23 protein-coding genes and 1 pseudogene are annotated in these 23,697 nt (G+C 42.5%); 7 read left to right on the top strand and 17 right to left on the bottom strand.

Translation table 11 applies throughout. The annotated features are described in order from the left end of the window. Positions 1-12 precede the first annotated feature (12 nt). On the top strand, positions 13-756 hold the full coding sequence (locus IQ274_RS17890; protein WP_194143022.1) for a PEP-CTERM sorting domain-containing protein: 744 nt from the start codon (positions 13-15) through the stop codon (positions 754-756). A gap of 102 nt (positions 757-858) precedes the next feature. Here the strand turns inward: IQ274_RS17890 and nblB are convergent, their stop codons facing one another. The 7 genes from nblB to IQ274_RS17855 form a co-directional block, all read right to left on the bottom strand. Further along, complete coding sequence (gene nblB / locus IQ274_RS17885; protein WP_012412034.1) at positions 859-1,524, bottom strand: phycobilisome degradation protein NblB; 666 nt, start codon at positions 1,522-1,524, stop codon at positions 859-861. Positions 1,525-1,600: 76 nt separating this feature from the next. Next, positions 1,601-2,065, bottom strand: coding sequence for a CBS domain-containing protein (locus tag IQ274_RS17880; RefSeq protein ID WP_194143021.1), 465 nt, complete (start codon positions 2,063-2,065; stop codon positions 1,601-1,603). Between the two features lie 246 nt (positions 2,066-2,311). Then, the gene (gene mutT, locus IQ274_RS17875) at positions 2,312-2,722 is read right to left on the bottom strand and encodes an 8-oxo-dGTP diphosphatase MutT (RefSeq protein WP_194143020.1); all 411 of its coding nucleotides are present in this window, start codon (positions 2,720-2,722) and stop codon (positions 2,312-2,314) included. Positions 2,723-2,972: 250 nt separating this feature from the next. Further along, a complete protein-coding gene (locus tag IQ274_RS17870) occupies positions 2,973-3,317 on the bottom strand; it encodes a DUF760 domain-containing protein (protein WP_012412037.1) in 345 nt (114 codons plus the stop codon). A gap of 531 nt (positions 3,318-3,848) precedes the next feature. Beyond that, entirely contained in the window at positions 3,849-4,805 is a 957-nt protein-coding gene (locus tag IQ274_RS17865; protein WP_041565706.1) for an RNA polymerase sigma factor, RpoD/SigA family, read from the bottom strand. Between the two features lie 608 nt (positions 4,806-5,413). After that, on the bottom strand, positions 5,414-8,677 hold the full coding sequence (gene carB / locus IQ274_RS17860; protein WP_163934574.1) for a carbamoyl-phosphate synthase large subunit: 3,264 nt from the start codon (positions 8,675-8,677) through the stop codon (positions 5,414-5,416). 710 nt (positions 8,678-9,387) lie between these two features. Further along, positions 9,388-9,942: a Dps family protein gene (locus tag IQ274_RS17855; protein WP_163934571.1), complete on the bottom strand. Its 555-nt coding sequence runs from the start codon at positions 9,940-9,942 to the stop codon at positions 9,388-9,390. A gap of 655 nt (positions 9,943-10,597) precedes the next feature. Here IQ274_RS17855 and IQ274_RS17850 point away from each other — a divergent pair. The 4 genes from IQ274_RS17850 (at position 10,598) to IQ274_RS36590 (ending at position 12,707) form a co-directional block, all read left to right on the top strand. Further along, positions 10,598-10,861 (top strand): Asr1405/Asl0597 family protein, encoded by a 264-nt coding sequence (locus tag IQ274_RS17850; RefSeq protein ID WP_012412041.1) that lies wholly within the window; start codon positions 10,598-10,600, stop codon positions 10,859-10,861. Positions 10,862-10,919: 58 nt separating this feature from the next. After that, positions 10,920-11,576, top strand: coding sequence for a (2Fe-2S) ferredoxin domain-containing protein (locus tag IQ274_RS17845; RefSeq protein WP_194143019.1), 657 nt, complete (start codon positions 10,920-10,922; stop codon positions 11,574-11,576). Positions 11,577-12,094: 518 nt separating this feature from the next. After that, entirely contained in the window at positions 12,095-12,460 is a 366-nt protein-coding gene (locus IQ274_RS17840) for a hypothetical protein (protein ID WP_228058237.1), read from the top strand. Between the two features lie 103 nt (positions 12,461-12,563). Continuing rightward, complete coding sequence (locus IQ274_RS36590; RefSeq protein ID WP_228058236.1) at positions 12,564-12,707, top strand: ribbon-helix-helix protein, CopG family; 144 nt, start codon at positions 12,564-12,566, stop codon at positions 12,705-12,707. Between the two features lie 116 nt (positions 12,708-12,823). On the opposite strand, the gene IQ274_RS37410 is transcribed toward IQ274_RS36590, so the two are convergent. The 8 genes and pseudogenes from IQ274_RS37410 to IQ274_RS37740 all read right to left on the bottom strand — a co-directional run. After that, on the bottom strand, positions 12,824-12,946 hold the full coding sequence (locus IQ274_RS37410; protein WP_265578553.1) for a hypothetical protein: 123 nt from the start codon (positions 12,944-12,946) through the stop codon (positions 12,824-12,826). A gap of 137 nt (positions 12,947-13,083) precedes the next feature. Continuing rightward, on the bottom strand, positions 13,084-15,798 hold the full coding sequence (locus IQ274_RS17830) for a pentapeptide repeat-containing protein (protein ID WP_194143017.1): 2,715 nt from the start codon (positions 15,796-15,798) through the stop codon (positions 13,084-13,086). A gap of 42 nt (positions 15,799-15,840) precedes the next feature. After that, complete coding sequence (locus IQ274_RS17825; RefSeq protein WP_194143016.1) at positions 15,841-16,224, bottom strand: hypothetical protein; 384 nt, start codon at positions 16,222-16,224, stop codon at positions 15,841-15,843. Between the two features lie 232 nt (positions 16,225-16,456). Beyond that, positions 16,457-16,930 carry a hypothetical protein gene (locus IQ274_RS17820; RefSeq protein ID WP_194143015.1) on the bottom strand — a complete coding sequence of 158 codons (474 nt, stop codon included), beginning with the start codon at positions 16,928-16,930 and terminating at the stop codon, positions 16,457-16,459. A 93-nt stretch (positions 16,931-17,023) separates the two neighbouring features. Then, positions 17,024-17,818, bottom strand: a complete 795-nt coding sequence (gene phnE / locus IQ274_RS17815; protein ID WP_163934552.1) for a phosphonate ABC transporter, permease protein PhnE — start codon at positions 17,816-17,818, stop codon at positions 17,024-17,026. Positions 17,819-18,117: 299 nt separating this feature from the next. Further along, the gene (locus IQ274_RS17810; RefSeq protein WP_194143014.1) at positions 18,118-18,852 is read right to left on the bottom strand and encodes a phosphonate ABC transporter ATP-binding protein; all 735 of its coding nucleotides are present in this window, start codon (positions 18,850-18,852) and stop codon (positions 18,118-18,120) included. A 240-nt stretch (positions 18,853-19,092) separates the two neighbouring features. Next, positions 19,093-20,067, bottom strand: coding sequence for a phosphate/phosphite/phosphonate ABC transporter substrate-binding protein (locus IQ274_RS17805; protein WP_194143013.1), 975 nt, complete (start codon positions 20,065-20,067; stop codon positions 19,093-19,095). Positions 20,068-20,220: 153 nt separating this feature from the next. Further along, positions 20,221-20,859, bottom strand: a pseudogene (locus IQ274_RS37740) (Rid family detoxifying hydrolase); the annotation flags it as partial. Between the two features lie 97 nt (positions 20,860-20,956). On the opposite strand from IQ274_RS37740, the gene IQ274_RS17795 reads away from it, so the two are divergent. After that, complete coding sequence (locus tag IQ274_RS17795; RefSeq protein ID WP_322745240.1) at positions 20,957-21,292, top strand: type II toxin-antitoxin system VapC family toxin; 336 nt, start codon at positions 20,957-20,959, stop codon at positions 21,290-21,292. A gap of 120 nt (positions 21,293-21,412) precedes the next feature. Here IQ274_RS17795 and IQ274_RS17790 read toward each other — a convergent pair whose 3' ends face one another. After that, on the bottom strand, positions 21,413-21,844 hold the full coding sequence (locus IQ274_RS17790; protein ID WP_194143011.1) for an NUDIX domain-containing protein: 432 nt from the start codon (positions 21,842-21,844) through the stop codon (positions 21,413-21,415). Positions 21,845-21,895: 51 nt separating this feature from the next. Continuing rightward, the gene (locus IQ274_RS17785) at positions 21,896-22,042 is read right to left on the bottom strand and encodes a hypothetical protein (RefSeq protein WP_163934538.1); all 147 of its coding nucleotides are present in this window, start codon (positions 22,040-22,042) and stop codon (positions 21,896-21,898) included. Positions 22,043-22,070: 28 nt separating this feature from the next. On the opposite strand from IQ274_RS17785, the gene malQ reads away from it, so the two are divergent. Next, a complete protein-coding gene (gene malQ / locus IQ274_RS17780; RefSeq protein WP_163934535.1) occupies positions 22,071-23,579 on the top strand; it encodes a 4-alpha-glucanotransferase in 1,509 nt (502 codons plus the stop codon). Positions 23,580-23,697: the final 118 nt, after the last annotated feature.

Below are 23,697 nucleotides of genomic sequence, written 5' to 3'. Positions count from 1 at the left end.
TCTCAAAAGATCATGATTAGTTTAAAATCTAAATTACTAAACGCTACTCTGGCTGCTACTGCTGCACTTCCTTTAGCTATTGCTGGGTTATTTACCTCTGCTGGTTCTGCTCAAGCTGCTGCACTTACAGGTGAGTTCAGTTTTAACGGTGGTCTAACTCAGAATCCATTTGCTAGCAGTTTAGTAACATTGAAAAAAGATTCACTAACCTTTACTCCAGATAGCATTATCGCAGATTCCAATGGCGTAAAGAGTACCCCAGTTGCTATTGCCGCTCAGACAGGAAGTTTCTTAGGTTTCAATTCAGCAAGTATACGTGATATCATTTCATTCGCAAGCGATACTGTACAAAACCCATTTCTAGACCTTGGTAATCTTACCCTTCCTGGTATAGTTCTGAATGGGGAAAATACAACTTCTCTAGCGGATGGCAGTAATATATTTACGTTGACATCTTCTGATTACAAAATAACTCAGACTGGTGCAAATATTACTATAGCAGTTGATTTGTGGGGATACTTTACCAGTGCTACTGGTGAGATAACTAAAGGAGCAGGAAGCTTATCTTTCCAAAGAAATGATACTACTGTTGCTCAGGCAAATGCAATTCTCGATACTACTGGTGGTTCATTGGCTAATTTGACTTTTTCTGGTTCTACCTTTACCACTTCTGTTCCCGAACCGGCTGCATTACTTGGTTTGGGTGCAGTAGGTGCTGTAATGGTGATGTCTCGCCGCCGCAAAAGTGTTGTTTAGTATGAACAACTGATTTTTAGGAACTGAAAGTCACTCTAATTTATCTCTTCGATCTGGCTGGAATGAAAAATTTTACCAACCAGATCGAATTTTTTTCTGCTATCAGACTGATTGCAAAGAATTTTTGGCTTCAGTTGCGATCGCTTCTACTTCATCATTAGCCAGTGTTTCTAATATAGATTTAGCTTCTGCACCACCTAGAAGAGTCAGCGCTTGTACAACTCTGTAACGCATTTGCCAGTCTGGATTGGTAGCATAAGGAGCTAAGAGGGGAACTGCTTCTAGATTTCCCAATTCACCGAAAGAACTAATAGCAGCAGTTTGCACTAATTCGGTTTCTGATGAGAGTGCCTCTTTGAGCAATTCAAAGGCTCGTGGATCGCCCAATGCTCCTAATGTAGCGATGATACTAAATTGTATTAGCCATTCATCAGTCTTGTAGTAAACCTCCTTTAAGTCTTCAAAAGCGTCATGTAGTTGGAGTGCGCCTATACAGTCTGCTGCTGCTGCTTGTACATCTACTTCAGAGTCATGAAGCAAGCGATCGCGCAAGATATCCAAAGATAATTGTAAATCTTGTGTTCCGAGTGTATCCATTTGACTCACTGCTGAGTAACGAACACGGGAATTGCGATCGCTAATGGCAGTTTGAATCAATTCAAAGCCAACCGTAGGTTCCAGTTGGCGGATTTGATTTACTGCACGTAAGCGATCGCCTAAATCCTCAGAACTTAGCAATTGCTTAACAGACTCCGAAGTAATACTCATTTAGTTATCCTTGATTTTCAAAAGTGTAAAAAATACTTAACAGTTATCAGTTATCAGGCTGTTAGCTGTTAACTGATTATTCTTGACTTGCTGCCATTGCCCGAATAATATCACCACGAGTGAGGATACCAATTACTTGATCTGTGCCATCAAGTACTGGCAAGCGGTGAACGCTGCGATCGTGTATGATTGTAGCGGCTTCTTTTAAAGTTTTATCAGGGGAAATTGCGATCGGGTTTTTACTCATCACCTCCCCAACGGTTTGCCCTAGTGCTTTATGTAAATCACGTTCATAGGTAGCAGGATTTTTTAAATAGATAACGCTATCAAGAAACATAATGTACGCAGGTGGAGTAACACCAGTTTCTTGCCACATCAAATCGGTTTCTGAGATAATGCCCACTAATTTCCCGACATCATCCACAACAGGTAGTCCACTGATGTGGCGTTCTGCGAGAATTTGGATAGCTTCCTTCAGTGGAGTTTCCGCACGAACGACAATAGGATCGCGGCTCATCACATCGGCAACAGTTTTAGGCATTTATTTGTTGATACCTTTTATCAAAGTCTCTGCGCCTATTGTAGAAAATTGCGGGACTCAACCTGATGCAATTAATAGATTGTTACGGTATTGGGAATTGGGAATTGGGCATTGGGCATTGTACTGAGCGTTCACCTAGCGTCTCGGAGATAAATCTTTGGCGCAGCCTCTCTTAGAGAAGCATTGGGCATTAAGTATTAAAAAACTCTTCCCCATTCTCAATTCCCCATTCTCCATTCCCAATTCTCAAGTCCCTTTTAAAGCATCAATAATTTGAGTATTGGCTTTCGGAAAAGTAAACTGATCTAGTTCTTCCAAAGTTACCCAGCGAATTTCATCTGATTCTAAAGGTTGGGGAACACCTGTAATATGGCAGCAGTGATGTACTGTGAGGCTAACGCGCAAATTTGTATAGGTGTGGTCAATAGTAATCAGATGCTCTCCCACTTCAATTACTATTCCTAGTTCTTCGGAAATTTCCCGTTGAATACACTCTTGAATAGTTTCACCAGGCTCGATTTTACCACCAGGAAATTCCCACAAACCGCCCATTGCTCCTTCTGGACGACGGCGATCGATTAAAATTTGCTTTTGGTCATTCCAAATTACTGCAACACCAATGATTTTATGGGGCGGTAAAGAACTGGTTTCACTCATAATTGATGGACAAAAGGGGAAGATGATTAACAACAAAACTCGGCAGACTAATTTTAACTCTGCCGAGTTTTGATTTTTTAAATTTCAACCTTAATGCGTCACTGTTTTCGATATTTTAAAAAAATCTAGCTGATAATTATTGGGAATTAGCGCCAAAGATTTCGCAGAGCCTTATTTTTAATTCCTATAGCCGTGACTGTGGCTAGCAATCAGCCCAACAACAATATAGAATTTGCTAACTTTTCTATTTCTAGTCAACTTCAGTGTTGTTGGTTTCAGTCCCTTGTAGAGCGAGTTCAAAATTCATTCTCTGTTCAGCATTACGCAAGAAATAACCACTAATCATAGCAGAAGCCAAAAGCCGACCTAGACTTTCCCGACTGGTGCTTACGGTGATGCCAAAATGTTCTGAAGGTAGATTACCCAATAGTCCTGTAATATTCCGTTCCATCACCTGAAAAACCTCGGCAGATGTAGGTTTAGATAGCTGGGTAACTGTCTCTGGACTCAAGGATTTAACATACTGCCATAGTAAATCGTTGGTTTCTGATTCGCTATTGAAAAATTCTGAGACACGATTGGATGGGTTACTCATTTTTTAGCTCCTTAACTACCACTACTGGCTACGGTGCTTGTGATTTTAATACTAAATGTCTGTTTTGGATTTGACTTAGCTAGCTGTTTTGTCTTCCTGTCAACTAATGTAACAGCCTCGCTTTCTGGTGGAAGTAGGTGTAACCGTACTAAAGTCAGCGTATTTTCGTCACCTTAACAATTGAAAGAGGCAGGAGGCAGGAGGCGCAAAATGGAAAAGGGATTCAAACCCCAACCAAATTGTAAGCGCCGTGTAGACGGCGTGGTTTTAAACCCTTGTTCCCTTCTCTTCTCTACGAGAGGCTACGCCAACGAGAGGCACTCGCGTTCGGTCACGGGCAGGAGACAGATAGCGTAGCGTAAAGCCTGCGGCATAGCTACGCTTAGAGCGAGTCCGCGAGCGTCGGGCAGTTTTCCTCCTGCCTCCTGCCCTCTGCCTCCTGCCTTACTTGATAAAGTAAGGAGTGAGAAGTTCATTAAAAACTCCTCACTCCTAATTCTTGTACAGACGCGATTAATCGCGTCTCTGCTTCTAACTTGCCAAATATTCACCCATATTGGCTTTAGACTTGCGAAGTTTGGTTAAAGCTTCCCGCTCAATTTGCCGGACTCTTTCTCGGCTGATGTTCAGTATTTCACCGATTTTAGCCAGAGTCAGCGCTTGCCCATCAGTTAAACCAAAGCGCAGTGTAATTACTTCCCTCTGTTGCGGCGTGAGATCGCCCATGAGACGATCTAAGTCATAAGATAGGGAAGATTGCATGACAAACTCTTCTGGAGATGCTCCTGGATCTTCGAGCATTTCTCCGAGTTCAGTGTCGTAGTTATCACCCAACCGCAAATCCAAGGAAAGGGGCAAACGCGCCTTTTCTAGATATTCTCGTACTTGTTTGGGTGTCAATTCTAATTCTTGAGCTAGTTCACCAGCTGTAGGAGCGCGTCCCAACTTTTGAGACAATTGGCGCTGTGCCTTTTTAATCTTATTTAATTTTTCAGTAATATGGATAGGCAGCCGAATTGTCCGAGCTTTTTCGGCTATAGCACGAGTGATAGCTTGCCGAATCCACCAATAGGCATAAGTAGAAAATCTATACCCTTTTGTAGGGTCAAATTTTTCTACGCCACGTTGCATACCAATACTACCTTCTTGGATCAAGTCCAGTAAATCGACGTTGCGCTTGATGTACTTTTTAGCAACGGAGACTACCAGGCGCAAATTGGCTTCTACCATTTTACGCTTGGCAATTTCACCATCAGCGATCGCTTCGTTCAATTCTACTGGTTCTAACTTTGTCGCTTTGGCCCACTCTTCTAAGGTCGGTTGACGACCTAACTGGGTGGCAAGAGATTCTCTTGATTCGTGCAATGTACAAGAACGTTGCACCTGTTTACCATAAAAAATCTCTTCCTCGTGTGTTAAGAGTGGCACACGGCCAATCTCACGCAGGTAAGTCCGCACGAGGTCTGTGGCTGTCTGAGCGGTCTTCATGGCGCTACTCTTTGGTAATGATGGGTTTGGCGGTAGGGTCATTAAGGGATAGATGCTTTGTTAGGGTGCTACCCAGTCAGACTGGGAACCCATGTATGGTTTGCAACTTACGCGCCCGATAAATTCGGCTGCTCATAATAAACAAATTTAGGCTTCTTAACTGCTAAAAGTTACAGTTATTTCCTACTTTTCACAAGTATCTACAGTTAGATAAAAGGTAGCTTCTTAAACATTTTTTTATTGGAGCCTTATTAATAATTGTAACATTTATGAGAAGTTTTGGCTATATAGCGACATTAAATTTCCTGGTTGTTCCAGTTCATGCAATATCGCCCTCTCTCTAAAGGCTGACTATAAGTCAATTTCAGAAATTATTTAGTGAATATAAGCTTCCTCATATTTGCTAAGATATCTCTAATGAGAACTATAGTCATTCTCTTATAACAATTACTTAATTTTCTTGGGAATTGGGAATTGGGAATTGGGAATTGGGAATTGGGAATTGGGCATTGGGCATTGGGCATTGGGCATTGGGCATTAGACACTAATTAATAGTTCTTCTTCCCCTGCTCCCCTGCCCCCCCTGCCCCCTACTCCCCTGCTCCGTACTACTTCGCAATCGGGCAGTACTCTTGAATGGTTTTTACGTCCAGAGTTGTATTTTGTAAAGAACGGATGGCGGCGACGGTAGCTTTTGCGCCAGCGATGGTAGTAATGATGGGAATTTTGTAAGCTAAGGCCGTGCGACGGATTAACCTAGCATCAGTATGGGCTTCTTCCCCGGAAGGTGTGTTGATAATAAGTTGGATTTTTTGATTTTTGATTGCATCCAAGACGTGGGGACGGCCTTCATGGAGCTTTAACACTAATTCAATATTTAACCCCTGTTCAAGAAGAACTCGCCGTGTACCAAGGGTAGCCATCACTGTAAAGCCCAAATCGATAAACTCCTTCACCACAGCACCAGCAGCAGCTTTATCGCGATCGCTCATTGATACAAATACAGTTCCAGTCAGTGGTAAACGCTCCCCAGCACCCAGTTCTGCTTTGGCAAAGGCTCGGCCAAAGTCGCTGTCAATCCCCATCACCTCACCAGTGGATCTCATTTCTGGGCCCAATATTGTATCAGTTCCTGGGAATTTATTAAAGGGTAATACTGCTTCTTTTACAGCAATGTGGGTTGGAATGATTTCCTCGGTGAAACCTAGCTCCTCTAAGGTTTTACCCGACATGATTAAAGATGCTAATTTCGCTAGCTGTATGCCTGTTGCTTTAGATACAAATGGTACTGTACGTGAGGCGCGGGGGTTGGCTTCCAAAATGTAAACTTGGGGAGAATAGCTGCTTGCACCGACAACAGCAAATTGGATATTCATCAACCCAACGACTGACAGCGCTTGTGCTAGCTGCACCGTCCAAGTGCGAATTTGATTGAGAACTGCCGGTGATAAGGAAATGGAAGGTAAAGAACAAGCGGAATCTCCTGAGTGAATCCCTGCTTGCTCGATGTGTTCCATGATGCCACCAATTACCACCCGTCCGGTATGATCGGCGATCGCATCGACATCGACTTCGATGGCGTTTTCCAAAAACTTATCAATCAAAATTGGATGTTCTGGTTCTATGAGTACTGCAAAGCTCATGTAGCGTTCCAACTCAGCATCGGAATAAACGATTTCCATCGCTCGTCCTCCCAATACATAGCTGGGACGCACCACCACCGGATAGCCAATGCGTTTGGCGACAATCAGCGCATCTTCGTAACTCCGCGCAATTCCATTCGGCGGTTGGGCAATATTTAACTCTTGGAGAATCTTTTCAAACCGCTCCCGGTTTTCTGCCATGTCGATGGAATCTGGTGATGTACCCCAAATTTTAGTCAGCAGTCCTGATGTGTCATTGTTAAGAAACTCTTGTAAAGGAATAGCCAACTTTAGCGGGGTTTGTCCGCCAAACTGGATTATTACCCCAACTGGATTTTCAGTTTCGATGATGTTAAGAACATCTTCTTTTGTTAAAGGCTCAAAGTAAAGGCGATCGCTGGTATCGTAGTCTGTAGAAACTGTCTCTGGGTTGGAGTTGACCATAATTGTTTCATACCCTGCATCCTTCAAGGCGTAGGCGGCGTGACAACAACAATAATCAAACTCAATTCCCTGCCCAATGCGGTTGGGGCCACCACCCAAAATCAACACTTTTGGTTTGGTTGCGGGCATTACCTCTGTTTCTTCTTCGTAGGTAGAATAGTAGTAAGGGGTAAGGGCTTCAAACTCAGCCGCGCAGGTATCTACGGTTTTGTAAACTGGGATGATTCCTAGTGACTTGCGGTAAGCGCGAACTTCATCTTCGGTGGTTTTGGTGGCATAAGCAATCTGGCGATCGCTATATCCGTCCCGCTTCACTTCATAAAGCTGCTCTTTTGTCAATTGCTGTAAAGGTGTCCGCTTCAGGAATTTTTCGACATCTAGGAGTTGCTGCAATTTATCCAAGAACCATCGGTCAATACCAGTCAGTTCATAGATTTCTTCAATAGTCATACCTTGCTGCAAGGCATGACGCACAGCGAAAATGCGATCGGGGTTAGGTGTTCGCAATTGGGCGCGGATTTGTTCGCCACTGGGTAATTTTTCGGCTTTGTCGCAACCCCAACCAGCGCGTCCGGTTTCGAGCGATCGCAGCGCCTTTTGGAAGGATTCGTTGAAAGTCCGCCCAATTGCCATTGCTTCCCCGACTGATTTCATTTGGGTTGTCAGCACTGGGTCAGAACCAGGGAATTTTTCAAAGGCGAAGCGGGGGATTTTTGTCACCACATAGTCAATTGTCGGCTCAAAGGACGCGGGAGTTTTCTTGGTGATGTCATTTTGAATTTCATCCAAGGTATAGCCGACAGCCAATTTTGCGGCAATTTTAGCGATGGGAAAACCCGTAGCTTTGGAAGACAAAGCCGAACTGCGGGAAACGCGGGGGTTCATCTCAATTACCACTACATCTCCATTAAGTGGATTAACGGCAAATTGAATATTAGAACCGCCAGTTTCCACACCTATCTCGCGGATGATTTTAATTGCCATATCCCGCAGCCTTTGATATTCTTTATCAGTAAGGGTTTGCGCGGGAGCGACGGTAATTGAATCCCCGGTGTGAATGCCCATAGGGTCAAGGTTTTCGATGGAACAGATAATCACCACGTTATCTGCCAAATCACGCATCACTTCGAGTTCATATTCTTTCCAGCCGAGTAAAGACTGGTCAATGAGAATTTGCGAAACGGGGCTGGCATCTATACCTACCTGTGCCATTTCTTCAAATTCTTCTTGGTTGTAGGCAATACCGCCGCCACTTCCACCCATAGTGAAAGCTGGACGAATAATTAGGGGATAACTACCAATTTGGCGGGCAACTGCTTTGGCTTCTTCCAAAGATTCGGCTGTGTCGCTAGGACACACAGCTACCCCAATTCTTGCCATTGCTTCACCGAACAGTTTTCGATCTTCAGCTTTTTCGATGGCTGGCAGTTTAGCACCGATTAACTCAACGCCATACTTTTCCAACACGCCATTTTTGGCTAAAGCAACGGCGAGGTTGAGGGCAGTTTGTCCTCCCATCGTTGGTAGTAAAGCGTCGGGGCGTTCTTTCTCAATGACTTTTTCGACCAATTCTGGAGTTAACGGCTCAATGTAAGTGCGATCGGCCGTTTCCGGGTCGGTCATAATCGTTGCAGGGTTTGAGTTGACCAAAACTACTTCATAGCCTTCTTCACGCAGCGCTTTGCAGGCTTGAGTGCCAGAGTAGTCAAACTCACAGGCTTGTCCAATCACAATTGGGCCAGAGCCTAACAGTAGAATCTTCCTGAGGTCGTCACGGCGGGGCATAGTCGTTGCCTTGGAGTATGAGAATACAAATCCTGATTATTTTAAGGGTCTTTACACCCTGTCGTGCTTTTTATTATTAAGTTTTCTAGGTTTGATGACATGAAAGGAGTGGGAATTAGGGAATAGGGTACAGGTTAGACCTGGATTTCTCACTTGTGAGAAATGAGCGTGAGTGTGGGGGTGTGGGGAGTGTGGGGAGAAAGAGGAGGAATTGAATAACTGTCAATGAACGCTGCATTGCCTCCCACACCTCCCACACTCCCCACCCTAACCACACAATACGTGAGAAATTCGGGTTAGAGGGTACAGATTATTTTGTGTTCCCTGTCACCTCCCCCCTAACCCAAATACTTAATGCCCTATGATTATTTTGTATTTCTAAATACTATTTAATTGTGACGAGTAATTTTTTAAAGCTTTTGCAAATTTCTGTTATTTAGTTTGATAAAACTTTGCGAAAAATAGTAATTTATTATGGCATATATCTGTTCGCTTATTCAGCCCAAATAAATTTATTAGATAAAAATATTTATTAACTATCTAATTGCTAAATATTTTCAACATTAAATCTTATGATGATATGTTTACTTAAATTAAAAATGGCAGAAGAATAAAGGTATCATTCTCTGCCATTCTTTATAATATTTTAAGAGTTAGTGCTGCCAACTTTTTCTTTCAGTCTAGGTAAACAAATCTAGATTATGAGAGTTTTAGCTTTGAGCCGCTTGGACAAACCCTAAAGTTAAGCTATCTTTAGCGAGGAAGTGAGACAAATGATAAGCACGTTCCTCGGTTTTCAACAAAATCTTTTCGTACAAATAGCGTGTACCTCGATCGCCTAAACTCTCTGCCTGAGCAGCTTGGCGGCGAATCACGCCCAGAATAGCTTGTTCTGCGGCTAAGTCATTTTCCACCATTTGGCGAGAAGAATATACGCCTTCAGACTCTTGCTCAAAACAGGTTAATTCTGCTAATTTGCTAAAGGTAGCTACTGGAACACCACCTAGTCCATCCAAGCGTTCTCCAATTTCATGGATGTGGTCTTGTACTTGGTTGTAGCTTTCGTTAAAAAACTCATGCAGAGAGTAAAATTCTGAGCCTTCAACTACAAAATGATGCTTTTGGTACTGCAAATACAGTGCCTGGAAACTAGCTAATACAACATTGAATCCTTCTGTAACTGGAGCAGTGACGCTGTGATCCAGCAACACGGGATTGTCATATACATTACCAAAATTTCGTAACAAGGTTTGCGTTTCAGACATTGTGTTCCTCTCTTTTTAACAGTTATATATTTTAACTGCTTATTCTCAACATATTAACATTTTAATAATAAGTGCAAGCCAATTTGCCAGCACAAGATTTTGTATTTTTGCTTACTAATAATCTCAATTTTATTGTTTGCTGGATGATGGCACACCTATCAATGTGCATAAATTTCTCATTAATATTGACATTATAACTTAAATGTGCATGTTTCCCAATAGAGGCAGGAGGCAGGGCACAAGGGAGAGAATAAAAAGTGAAGAAGGCAGGAGGCAGAAGGTTGCAATCAGTGTACGCTTCAGACCTACACTGATTGCTCCCAACCAAATCAGAGATTTTGGAATGGGTCTTAAACCCAAGACCCGTCTGGTCGCGGGCTGTTACAGAGGGCAGTTTTCCTCCTGCCTCCTGCCCTCTGCCTCCTGCCTTCATTGATAAAAATTACCTCTCTCCTCTGCCCCCTGCTCCCTACCTCTTCCCCCTCTCAATATGGAATGGCTGTAAAAGTTTGACTTTTTTTTTCCAAAATTAATGAGAATTCTTTGCACTTAAGGTATGCTGGTTTTAAGAGGTTACACTCCTAAAACTTTCACTAAGCAGAGAGTTAAATCGCGGTAATTACTGCAAGTTTGTTGCACTTTGAGGGCAATTCTCTTGAAATCGTTTAGTTCAGAAATAGAAAGCAACCACCTTGTAGAGGTGAATTGGGCAGATCGCTGGCAAGTCTATCAACGCCTAAAGGAGTTAGACATTCCCTGTACTTGTACAGCTAACCAGCCATTGAAAGTTGAAATTGGCTCTCCGATGACAGCTGTTCAACTTTGGAGTGTGATACAGCGATTAACAGCCTCCCGTCAAGACCAAATTTTGACTCTTGAGTGCTGTTGGAAAATCGCTAACAACAGTTCTAATTTTTAGCTACTGCTGAGAATATTTTGCTTGATAGCTTGTACTTAGTTAAAAGGAGATCAAAAAAATGGGTGCATCTCACACTATGGAAGTATCAGAATTTTGTCTTGAGGGTAGATTTATAAATTTTGTTATTAAAGATGGCTATAAGGTTAAAGGCTTAATGCTAGGGACTCATGAAGGTGAGTTTTATATTAAATTAGCTAAACAATTACGGGCTGCTTTTGACTTGCGCTTACCACCAGGGACTTGGCTGCAAGTTGTTGGTTACAAAAAGCATGATTTGAAGGATGGCACTGTCACTCTGAAGGCTGAACGGGTAATGGCAGCGCGTTCTGAAATGGCGAGAGTTGAAACGATCGCACCAGTACAAGAACCCCCATCTATTGATAATGTTAAGGTAAAGCCAGCTAAGGCTAAAGCCACGATTTTGGTGTGTCAAAAGTCTGATTGTATGAAACGCGGTGGTAAAGCAGTTTGTCAGGCGTTGGAGGCAGCTTTAAGCGATCGCGGTTTAGAAGACCAAGTTACAATCAAGGGCACTGGTTGTATGAAAAATTGTAAAGCTGGGCCAAACCTAGTTATGCCAGATAAAACACGCCATAGTCGAATTCAAGCGGCACAGGTTCCCGCATTGATGAATCAGCATTTTGGTGACAAGAGTTTAGAAGCACAGCCTGAGAATTTAAGGGAAGTGGCGATATCTAATGGCAAGTTTTGCTGACGTAAGCAGGTAAGCATGAATAAACCTAACTATGCAACAAAATGTAATATAGCTGAAATCTTTGTGATTGCTTCTCATAAGAGATGCTGCAAGTAGCTTGCTTCTTTGCAGGAGTAGGTTTCACTCGCAATTACGTACTTGTGAATTTTCCCACCCACCTATTTAGTGAAATCTTGACATTTGAATGAGAAAGCTTAATAATATCTTCTCAAGTGTGTTCCGTTAATACTCGGCCGTAAAGTCCGATAGAAGTTTGCAATAAAATCAAAAAACTGGCCTTAATTTAAAGCCAGTTTTTTGAATGAATGGGATTTTTATTAAGCAATTTTTAACCGGGATGCTCCCATAATTTGGAAAAATTAAAGGGAATGTGGTTGATTGATGAATGCGTAGGCGCAAAGAGATTTGTCGTTAGACATCGCTTAAATTTGAAGCGTCAATCATCAATAATTTAAAAACAAATGCCACATACCCCTCAGTGGATATACATCGTTTTTTTTACATTTTCCACGATAGTCATGATTTTTCTATTCCGTCATGACTGGAATCGCCTGGCTAAACTATATCGCACGAAAGAAGCGCCGCCATCAAACTTCTTCCGAATGCAAAGCGGTTCTGTGGGTTTAGTGTACTACAAAGGAACTTTAAATGTTGGTATAACTCCTCAAGGGATTTATTTGAGTATTTTCCCCTTATTTGGCTTGGGACTTCCGCCGTTGTTGATTCCCTGGAGTGCCATTAGGAAAATTGAACCTGCTAACCAACTATTTATTGAGCGTTTTCGTTTGTATCTTAGTTCTCCAAAAGTCAAACTGATTTTAAGCAAAGATATTTTGGAACCAGCTAAAGAATTTTTAGCCACACAGGGATTTGAGTGGATTTAGATAAATCCCGTCTTTACCTGGCTGATCATCTAAAATATAAAATTCCTCGTAATCATCTTTATTGACACCTGCGGAGTTTTTGCAATCTATTTGGAGCATTGTCATGAGCAACCTCAGCGTCCAGCTTCCTGACTCTTTGTACAAAAGTTTGCAGGAGCTTGCCAAACAAGACGGCATTTCTATCGATCAGTTTGTGGCGACAGCAGTTGCGGAAAAAATCGCTGCACTAAAACTGAAGTTTATCTAGGGGAGTTAGCAAAGCGAGGCAGTCGAGAAAAATACGACGCAGTTTTAGCGAAAGTACCAGATATTGAACCGGAATCTTACGATCAATTACCCACAGCTTAACAACGAGGTGATCGCCTACGATTTGTCATCAGAAAGGCAAAGTAGTAGTAGCGATCGCTTAATATTTGTTGCAATTGGGTTGAGCGATCGCCGACACATTGTCATCAGAAGGATAAATCGCTTTATATTTCTATGCATTTAAGTTGAGTGATCGCCTACAATGCCTCATGAGAAGGACAAAGTAGTAAAGGTGATCGCTTTATATTTTATTAATGCAAGTTCAATCAATTTAATCTAGAGAAGTTGGCTAGTTGTGAAACCAATGCTGATCTAGTTTAATCACTTGAGTTTGAACCTGAATTATCATTCAAGTCTGTTAAGTCCTTGGTTTCAAGAATCGTTCCTCGAAGATTCGCCCCGTAAAAATTCGCTATTCCAAGATACGCATTTATAAAAGTTGCCACTTCAAGAAAAGTTGCTCCTTCAAGATTCGCATTCGTAAAATATGCATCATCAATATCTGCTCTTTGAAGATCAGCTCCTCGAAGAATGGCTTTGTCAAAAGATGCGTTTCTAAGACTTGCCCTTTTAAGATTCGCCTGTTCAAGGTTCGCTCCTTTAAGGTTCGCTCCTTCAAGGTTCGCTCTGTCAAGGTTCGCTCTGTCAAGGTTCGCTCCTTCAAGGTTCGCTTGGTAAAAATCTTGGCAGATGAGAATACAGTTTTGCAAATCCAAAAAACTCAGGCAATTCAAGCAAAACACATTTGTATAAGTATTGATTCTTTGCCCTTGCAATCGGGAAATCCAGACACCAAAAGTTTCAGGAGTATGCCATTGAATCTTTGAAACTGTCTTTGTCACTCTAGCGCAAGCATTTAAGACAGCCAACAACGCTTCTTCTGCATTTCGTGCTTGTCTATTTTCTTCTTGAAAATCAGGTCTGGGATTCAAGCGTTCCATCGGCATTCCATGACGCAACATAAAACCAATCAGATGGCATAATGTCTGCTGCCAATTGCCAACATCCGATGCATTCTGTAAAGGCATTTCATCCGCAACAAACTTAAAAAGGTATTCATCCATAGGGGATGCACCGCAGAGAATTGCCCACCTTTTTAAAGCCTCGCGCTCATCCCATCCTTCATCTGGATCTTCCTGGCGATCCTTCAGCTTTTTATGAATGAGTCTAACTTCTCGCACAATGCGTTTTGCTGTCAAATATTCACCAAAACTTTTGTGAGTAAATTCAAAAGTTTTTTCCTGTTCTTTAACTCCACTCTCACGAAAATAAAAGGCAGTCAAAAGACGAGTTACGCCTAATTTGGCGCTTTCTTGAAACTTATCTAAAAGACTCTTTAAACTACTGTGTTCACAATGGGCTTCAATCTCTCTGACTGTTGTTGTTCGTCCATCTCCATGCCAGGAAGCTAAAGCAATTTCTTCGAGGATGCGAACAAAGTCTTTTTCCTCAATTCCACGAATAGCCGGATGCTGATAACCAGCCCAGCCGCGCTGATAAACTGCTGTGAGCAAATTTGCATAAATTGCATTCAGGTTGCCGTCTGTAGGAAATTTATTTTGCTGGTCGAAACTCAATGCTACCAAGTAATTCAGCAACGGTTGGGCAGTAATTTCTGTCAGGTTATCTTGGTTTAACTCTTTTGGTAAGCAATCATAAGCCCGTCCGCTAGCATTGCCGTATTTCTGCCACCAAATCTGACGTTGATCTTGCTGCAATAAGTTTTGATCATCAATGTAATTGGTTCTCTCATATTCAGTAACAAAGTAAGGCAAGATATGCAAGATTTGCTGTGGTTGGCGAAAGTCGCTACTATTTGCTTGCACTACCAATTCTCGACCGCCGATTAATACTTGTAAGCAAGTTTCACGCCCATTAAACCGCTCTACTTTTCTTTGAACTTCACGCACAAATTGTTGAGCAATCTCAGTGGCAATTTTACCCTGCATGGCAAGCTCATCTAAACCATCGAAGATAATCAGTAAGCGTGAATCAGCCTTATCTTTATCTAGTGGATTATGTCTGAGAAAGCCATCATCTCGGACAAACTTACCAACTGCCTCAACTAAGTCTTCCGAGGGTTCAAAATGGTGCAAAGGAATAAACAAAACCGGAATTTTTCCTTTTTCGGCTTGGTTAGCTGCAAAGATTTTGGCAAAGGAAGATTTACCACTTCCTGGGCCACCACTAATCACTCTAATGGCATCATTGCGATCGCCTTTTTCTAACCAAGCTTCTAGTTCAGTTTCTAAATCAAGAACAATTCGCTGATATTTCTCATCTTCTCTCACCCGGCGTTCAAATTCTTCTGATTTTTCGCCCCCAACTTTCTGCTTATAGTAGGCGTGTAAAGGAACATAAACCTGTTTTAAACCAAAAGCTTCTAAAAGCATCGGTTCTTCAACCTGTTTTTGTAGCCAAGCTAAATAACGCTGCCATGACTGTTCCCGTTCATTGGCTTGAGTAAAGGGGGTATCCAGTTCTTCTTTTAAACAAGCATATTTTTCTGGATGTTTTGCCCACTCTTCATGTAAAGCAAACACAAAATAGGTAGGAAGCCGATGACTAATTGTTAGTGCCTGTGCTTGATTGACGCTAAAGTATTTTAACCAGTCGGCAAAAGCAGTTTTAATCGCTTCCAGAATCGGCAAATCTTTGGGACGGCTAAAAAAATCCTGGTCAATACGCAATTCTATACTTTCTAGGGAATCGTTGAGGCGATCGCACAATAGCTCAAGATCGCCCTCGTTTGGTTCTTCAAACAGTAATTCTTGATTTCCTTTTACCAAACTCACTATTGCTTCTACCAAAGAACGGTAAATTAGTAACCAAGCAACTTCCTCTGGTGCTGCTGATAAACCTAGTGCTGTTGTAGCTTCCAAAGCATCTTTAGCTACCTCTCCCCACTGACCCAAAACCCCATTTATCGCACCTTTTCCTAGTGATTTAAATAGTTCTTTAAAGTCAGCTTTAATGGGTTTATTCCATAATGCAACAGGTTTGCTGACTGAAAATCCAGAGGTATTGCTCATAGTTGCTGTATGACGCTGGTAGATGTACTGAGTTAATATATTTCAACAAGGTTTTATTAGATTTTTTCTGAAAACCAGTAGTAAATTTAACAATTTATCTAAATAAACTTCTAATCTCAGGCTAAAAGGTGCAACTTCGAGGCTAAAAGGCGCAACGTTGAGGCTAAAAGGCGCAACGTTGAGGCTAAAAGGCGCAACTTTCAGGTTCAGAGGCTCAATCGTCAGGCTCAAAGGCTTAAGGTTGAGGATAAAAGGCTCAATCATCAGGCTCAAAGGCTCAACTGTCAGGTTTAAAGGCTCAATCGTCAGGCTCAGAGGCTCAATCGTCAGGCTCAAAGGCTCAACTGTCAGGTTCAAAGGCTCAAAAATGCCTTGGCGACTAGAAGTCGCGGCTACACAAATAAAACCCGCCTGCGTGGGTTGCAAAAATTTTTATACCATTTTAATTGATGATTGCAATATATCCTTGGGTAAAGACGCGATTCATCGCGTCTCTACAAATGGTCTATTTGTCGGATTCTTTTTTCAAATTGGTAATTTAGATAGAAAACACGGTAGGGAAGCACAGGTGTACTTCCCTACGAGTAACGTGTATTTTGCCCAAATTTATAACTGCGACGTAGGCGCAACCCGCCGCAGGCATCGTCTATCTCAGGCTTTAACTGGCTGCGGCTTCGGGTTTCTTTTTCTTAGAACGGCGGCTAAACCTGCGTCCCATCTCATCAATGACTGCATCTAAACCTGTAACATCACCGCTAGCTTTGGCATAGTTGTAAATTGCCAAGGCTGCTGCATAAGCTTCACTACCAGCCGCAATACAGGTATCATCTACCAGTTCTTGCAGTTGGGTTAGAGACAACAGCACCGGATATAAATCTTCATATATTTCCAAGTCCCGGCGCATCTCTTCTAAATCAAAATAACGAGGCAAAAAATTAGGGTTCTGTGTCGCCACTTCTAAGGCTTTGCTAACAAAAGCCCGACTTTTATCTCCCATCTTGACTATGGTGCGTCGGTCTTCAGTAGTCAAATCAATTAAAAACGGTAACTTTTCTCTAATTGTAGCGATCGCCTCCATTACTGCTTTCTTGTCTGCTGGGGCTAAACTGGCACTGATGCGATTTTCTGCCATTTTTAATACTCCTATAGGGTACTTAATTTCAGTATTCCCAAAGTTACAGAAGCAATCGCATTAGTTTTCAAGATACGCTAACGCCAGAATTCGTTACATAGAATCGAGCCGATGACGTAATTGGCTACTAAAAGCATCAATTACTGTGACGACTACCAAAAGCACTAACATCATGGTTGTGGCTTTGGTGTACTCGAACCCGTCGATGTAACTTTTTAACTGAAAGCCAATACCACCTGCACCAACTACACCCAAGACAGAAGCAGCACGGATGTTGTATTCAAACATCCAAAAAGTGTAACCCAATCCCAAAGGTAGCACTTGCGGGAGAATGCCGTATTGAGCAATCTGTAACTTGGAGGCTCCGATAACTTGCAAGGATTCAAGAGAACGCGGATCAACCGCTTCAATTGCCTGTTGATAAAATTTGGCAAGGTAGCCGATGGTGTAGATTCCCAAAGCTAAAGTTCCTGCTGGTGCGCCTAAGCCAGTGGCGGCAACAAAAATTAGCCCCAGAATAATTGAGGGGACAGAACGTACAGTATTTTGCAGTAAATTAGCTAGCGATCGCAACCACCCAGGTGCAACATTACTGGCGCTAGCTATAGCAATGGGTACAGAAAGAATGGCTCCAATGGTAGTTCCCCATAAAGACATCTGTACAGTTTCAATTAATGCCTTAACTGCAATATCTAAAACTTTCCAATCGGGAGGAAATAACCGAGTAATAAAATCGGTGATGTATGGCCAGCTAGAACTTAGCAGTTCAAAATCGAGTTTGAGTCCTCGCAAAGCCCAACCATAAACTACCACAACAATTAATGAGATGAGTAGAGAACTCAGCCAAGGGTAGAAGCGTAAGCGTTTTGACTTAAAAAAGTAACTCATACTGTATTAAATCTCATCTAGGTTGAGAAGCGTAGTCTTTGCGATTAGTCAAATTAATTACCCCCCTTAATCTCCCTACGGTGTACACACAAGTCTTCTAGAGTTGCCCCAGAGCCTTTTGATCCCCCCAACCCCCCTTAAAAAGGGGGGCAAAAACCTCTCAAAGTCCTCCTTTTTAAGGAGTATTTAGGAGGATCTACACGATTTTGGTTTTGTATAGAGATGTGTGTACACCGTAGCCAATGAATCGGGGAGAGTTAGGGTGGGGTAAAACAGACGCGGTTTAAATCAAATCTTACTCAAGCGGAAACTTTAGCAAATTGAGCTTGTAAGTTGTCACAAAGTCCTTGGTAAACGACGCGTCCAGCATCTAAGACGATCGCTCGTTGGGCGTATTTTTCTGCGATTCCCAAATCGTGCAAAACTGCGACAATAGTCATACCTTGCTGAGTGTGCAATTCAGATAGAGTTTCCATGACTTGTTGCGATGCCACAACATCTAAGCCAGTGATAGGTTCATCAACTAAAAGAATTTGCGGTGATTGAATTAAAGTCCGGGCGATCGCTACTCGTTGTTGCTGTCCGCCACTTAATTGACTGGTTTTTTGAAAAGCTAACTCTAAGAGTCCTAACTGTTCTAATAAATTTAGTGCCAACAAGCGATCGCGTTTGGAAAATCCCAACAGTGTTTGCCAAGTTGTTCTTTTACCAAGGCATCCGCATAAGACATTTTCCAGTGCTGATAACTGCCGAATCAATCCACCACCTTGAAATAACATCCCAACATCGCGCCGAATTTTTGGCAGTGTTCGGGAATTCATCTCAACATTATTGACGAGCAATTCTCCTCTCACTGATGGCACTAGTCCAACTAGCGATCGTAGTAATGTAGATTTACCAGCACCATTTAGCCCCAGCAAAACGACAAATTCACCGCGTTTAATCTGGCAATTAATCCCGTTGAGAATAGGACGATTGAGAGAAGCAGTATAAGCTGTCTCTAGGTTATGACACTCAATAACATAATCATTCATAGAAATTTGTTTATCTGCTAAGAGGATGTTTTAAAACTTCTTTGGTCGGTAATAAAACGTTTTAGATCCCCCTAAATCCCCCTTAAAAAGGGGGACTTTGAAGGGGAACTTTGATTCCGGTTCCCCCCTTTTGAAGGGGGGTTAGGGGGGATCTAGAAGTACCTAAGATTACAGGCGACCACTTTTAAAACATCTGCTAACAGTTATTCAAGATGTTTACTAGAATAACTGTTAACTAAATTATGGTTCAATGCCAGCGATTTGCAGAGCTTCACGGATAGTTGCTAGGTGACGATCGTGATTAATTCGCACTAATTCTGTGGAATTATACAAGTCGCTTAACAACTTATTATTTTGCGACTGATTTAATTTCAGTAAAGCGTTGATGATTTTTTCCCGTGTTGGGGCTGGAACATCATCATCAATGGCAATACCGTGGGCAGGTACACCAGTAATTTTGTGCAGAACCCGTAACTTACTCTTCTCTTCGGCGGTGATATAAGGTGGATTCAGGGCATATTCTGACACAACAGCCACATCAGCTTGACCGCGCACAACTGCTTGCAAGGCTTTGCTGTAATTGCCGCCGTAAGAAACTTGACCAAAGAAATCATCTAAGCGATCGCGGTTGGGTACAAATTTTTGTTTGACCAACTCAGCGACAGGGATAATAAACCCAGAGCCAGAAGTAGGGGAAGTAAAAGCCATTTTCTTGCCCCGCAGTTGTTCTAAAGTGGCTTTAGCTGAATTTTGAGTTTTTAGGGGACTATTCTTAGGGACAACAAATGTTGAGCTATAGGTGTATCTTCCAGAATAAGTGGAGCGAACTTCGGCTAGATACAAGCTGGCATTTGCTAATTGTTTTGCTTTCAAAGCTGGACGGCTACTTAAAAAAGCGACATCAGCCCGATTTGCTCTCAAAGCTTCCACAGCAGCTGTATCATCACCAACTTGGGCGACGACTGGAATTCCTAACTCTTTGGATAAAAAAACTCCTACCGCATTTGCCTTATTTTGCAAGTCTGTAGAATCAGCACGACTGGGAAAAACTATTGTTAAAGTCTTCAGCCCTTGGGCAAGTAAGCGTGGTGTTTGTTGATTAGCGGTGGGGTTGGCGATCGTTGCCTGCATAGCCCCTACTGTGCTGACTACTAAACCTGTAAGCACTGCAAATGCTGCGCCAGCGCCTAATAAGCTCTTTGTCCTCACACTCATTTGCAACTCTCCATTAGGAAGTTTTCTCAGTTTTTTTGCTAATTAATTTTTAATTAACTCCTAAAAAAGATTTATAGCTTTTAATAAAAAAAGTCAATAAGAAAGCCTAGTTTATTTGTAGAGTTGTAGGCTTCTTTTGTAAGTGTATTGGTACTAACCGCTAATTACAGCGATCGCATCAATTTCTACCAACACATCTTTAGGTAAGCGCGATACCTGTACACAAGCCCGCGCTGGGGCTGTATTTTCCGGGAAATATTTAGCATATACAGCATTCACCGCCGCAAAATCATTCATATCAGCTAGAAATACAGTGGTTTTTACCACATCTTCAAAAGTTGCTCCGGCTGCTGTGAGGATGGCTTCAAGATTAGCTAATACCTGCTCAGTTTGCTTTTTGACATCATCAGTGTAGACGACATCACCAAGGCGGGGATCGATGGCAATTTGCCCAGCGATGAATAAAAATTGACCTGAAGCTGCGATCGCTTGATTATAAGGGCCCACTGGTGCGGGTGCGTTATCAGTATTAATTACTTTACGGGTCATAGATATTACTTTCTCTAACGATGTTTCCTGTTTACCGATTTCCATCTGAGAAGCGATCGGTTTGTAAACTTCTCCATCTGGCATTATCGCACCAGTTAGGTCAGCATCTTTAAAGGTTGCTCGATAGATATTTGCCCCAGTTAAGTCAACCCTTATCAAATTTGCTCCATCCAAATTTGCCTTGGTTAAATTTGCCCATCGCAAATTAACTTTTTCTAAATTCGCTCCTTGGAGAAATGTTTTTATAAGGTTTGTACTTTGAAGAGATGCTGCTGTAAAGTCTATATCAGCCAAACAATTACAAGAACACATTGGTTTAGGGGTTGCAACTAGCGTTATTGTGCAAGGCGAACTCCTTTACATGGTGCAAAAGTCTTCTCAACAAGAAGCAAATCTTCGCTTTGGCAAAACTTCTCTCCAAACCATTGATCTTTATCCCATTAGTGGAGGAGTTGCCGATGTTTACGGTAGCCTCAAAGGAGAAATTGTCAAACATTTTGGCCCCAAAGATAAAGCAAAACGTAGAAAGTTTACAGTTCAAGATTTGGGTTTTAGCGATAACGACTTGTGGATAGCATCAACCGCTCTGCACTATAAACTCACCGTCGTCTCAGGAAACAGCGATTTTCAAAGGATACAACAGGTGCAAACCTTAGCCTTAGAATCTTGGCTTTGACATCTTCCCAACACCAACCGATTCCTACAGAACGTTAACACAAACTGTATGTTGGGGAATTCCAGATATTCCTCTCCCCTCTTCTCTCTGCGCTCTCTGCGTCTTGGCGGTTCGTCCCTCTTACCCCAACCTTGGACGTATCCCATAATGCCGATATCGCCAATAATCGCGCAAAATGCGATCGTGGTCAAAACATAAATTACCAGGCACACGCCAATACTCAAAAATGCCTACACCCTTGGCATCATCCCCAGCCTTGGGTTCCCCCGTAGCTGTCGCTAAAAATACAATGCTAATCGTATGCTGACGCGGATCGCGATTGGGGTCAGAATACACCAGTAATTGTTCAACTAATTCCACCTGCAAACCCGTTTCTTCTTCAGCTTCTCGCCGGGCCGCCACTTCCACGGCTTCCCCATAATCTACAAACCCACCCGGAATAGCCCAACCTAAAGGTAGATTATGTCTTTCAATTAACACTATTGGCCGATGAGGTCGATCTACTAGTTCAATGATGATATCAACTGTCGGTGCAGGATTTCGGTAAGTCATATTTATGAGTCATTGGTCATTAGTCATTGGTCATTAGTCATTGGTCATTAGTTATTCACAAAGGACAAATGATAAAGGACAAATGACAATCAAAATGAGTTTACTTGATTTACCGTGCAAATACTGTTCCGTGATAAATTCGATGCGTTGGCTTTGCCACTGCCCCTTGGGCGATCGCGTAGCGTGTGCATCAAACAATTGCTCTTTCTCATAATTCAGGTTACTTATGCCTTTTCCTAGATCCAGTGGTATTTTGCTGCATCCTACATCCTTTCCTAGTCGATTTGGCGTTGGAGATTTAGGCTTAGAAGCCTATCGCTTTATTGATTTTCTCAAAGATACCCATCAACAATATTGGCAAGTTTTACCCCTGGGCCCCACTGGATATGGTAATTCCCCGTATATGTGCTACTCGGCAATGGCAGGAAATCCTCTGTTGATTAGCCCAGAAAAACTACGAGATGAGGGTCTGCTATCTGAAGAAGACTTTGCTCATTTACCAGGATTTCCGGTAGAAAAGGTAGACTTCGACCAGGTTGTGCCAATTAAGATTGGACTACTCAAAAAAGCCTGTGAAAACTTTAGATCCAATGCTACGCCTATCCAGCAGAAAGAGTTTGAAGGTTTTTGCGACAGCAAAGCCTACTGGCTAGAGAATTACGCCTTATTTATGGCACTGAAAGATGACCATAATGGTGCAAGCTGGCATACATGGGAAGCCGAATTTGTCAAGCGTAAACCCGAAGCTTTAGCTCAAGCAGAGGATCGGCTCAAGGGAGATATTTTTTATTACAAGTTCGTCCAATTTGAGTTTTTCCGGCAGTGGTCAGACCTGAAAAGCTACGCCAACATGCGCGGTATTGACATTATCGGCGATATCCCTATTTACGTATCTCACGATAGTGCTGATGTGTGGGCACATCCTGATATCTTTTGCTTAGACGAAGAGACTGGAGTTGCTGCTCAAATGGCGGGAGTCCCACCAGATTACTTTAGCGCCACCGGTCAATTGTGGGGCAACCCAGTTTATAACTGGGAGGAATTACAAAAACAAGACTTTAAATGGTGGGTGCAACGCTTTGAAGCAATGCTAGATTATGTCGATATAATTCGCATTGACCACTTCCGAGGCTTCGAGGCATATTGGTCAGTACCCAAAGGTGAAGAAACTGCCATGAATGGTAAATGGGTGGAAGCACCTGGAGACGCTTTTTTTGCAGCGATTAGGGAGAAGTTGGGCAAGCTACCTGTCTTGGCAGAAGATTTGGGAGTAATTACACCAGAGGTAGAAGCGCTCCGAGACAAGTATGAATTTCCTGGAATGAAGGTTTTGCAGTTTGCCTTTGGTTCTGATCCCGGTAATCCATTCTTACCATTCAATTACCCGCGAAATGCTGTAGTTTATACCGGCACTCACGATAATGACACAACTGTAGGCTGGTTCAATTCAGCTAATGACAACGAAAAGCATAACTTATGGCTTTATTTAGGTTCTATTAGTCCTGAAGGCATCCAGTGGGATTTAATTCGCCTAGCTTTGAGTTCTATAGCTAATCAAGCGATTATTCCCTTGCAAGATGTTTTGGGATTAGGAAACGAAGCGCGGATGAATTTTCCTAGTACTGCTGAGGGTAACTGGGGGTGGCGCTATCAAGCAGAAGCCTTGAGAGATGAATTACGCGATCGCTTAAAAGTTCTTACCAGACTTAATGGACGCGCCCCGCAAGAAAATTAAGGAGTAGGGAGACAAGGGAGACAAGGGAGACAAGGAAGAGGGAGGAGTAAATGCCTCCTTGTCTTCCTTGTCCTCCTCATGCCTCTCATCTCCCCTAGTCTTTTTATTGTCTGCGACA

Source organism: Nostoc sp. LEGE 12447 (genome assembly GCF_015206985.1).
Lineage (GTDB): Bacteria > Cyanobacteriota > Cyanobacteriia > Cyanobacteriales > Nostocaceae > Nostoc.
This window is presented reverse-complemented; position numbering and strand designations above follow the sequence as displayed.